This window comes from Streptomyces sp. DH12, from assembly GCF_020873895.1.
Taxonomy (GTDB): domain Bacteria; phylum Actinomycetota; class Actinomycetes; order Streptomycetales; family Streptomycetaceae; genus Streptomyces.
The window spans coordinates 1-477 of the sequence record NZ_JAHWGT010000861.1; the positions used below are offsets into that span (position 1 = coordinate 1).

Annotated in this window: 1 protein-coding gene; it reads right to left on the reverse strand. The window is 73.4% G+C overall.

All coding sequences use genetic code 11. From position 1 onward, the window contains the following. A partial coding sequence (locus LPA54_RS37470) for an AarF/ABC1/UbiB kinase family protein (RefSeq protein WP_228984911.1) occupies window positions 1–477 on the reverse strand: 477 nt, incomplete at both ends.

The following is a 477-nucleotide window of genomic DNA, read 5'->3' on the forward strand; positions in this document are numbered from 1 at the left end:
GTGCAGGTCGCAGTGGACCAGCCCGGTGCAGAACAGCATCTCGAAGACGGCCCGGAGAGTCTGGTCGGCGAGCGCCCGGCGGCGCTCCGTGCTCAGCTCGGCCACCTCGACGTGGTCGCGCACCCCGGGCACGAAGTCCATGACCACACAGGCCTCCCCGCACAGCGCGGTGACGGGCGCGGGTACGGCGATGAACTCGAGGGTGGAGAGGTCGTCACGGAGCAGGGCGAGGTTCCGCGCCTCGGTGTCCAGGTCGAGTTGGCGGAGCACGCTCGCCCCGACGGCGTGCGCCATGTCGGCGAGTGGGGCTCCGCGCAGGCCCGGCAGGCGTCCCGCGAGCGCGAAGACCGTGCTGAGGATGGCGACGTCGCGGCGGACCGTGTCGGTGAGGCCGGGCCTGCGGAGCTTGACGGCCACCGGGGTTCCGTCGCTCAGCCGGGCCGGGTAGACGCAGGCGATGCTGCCCGAGCCCAGGGG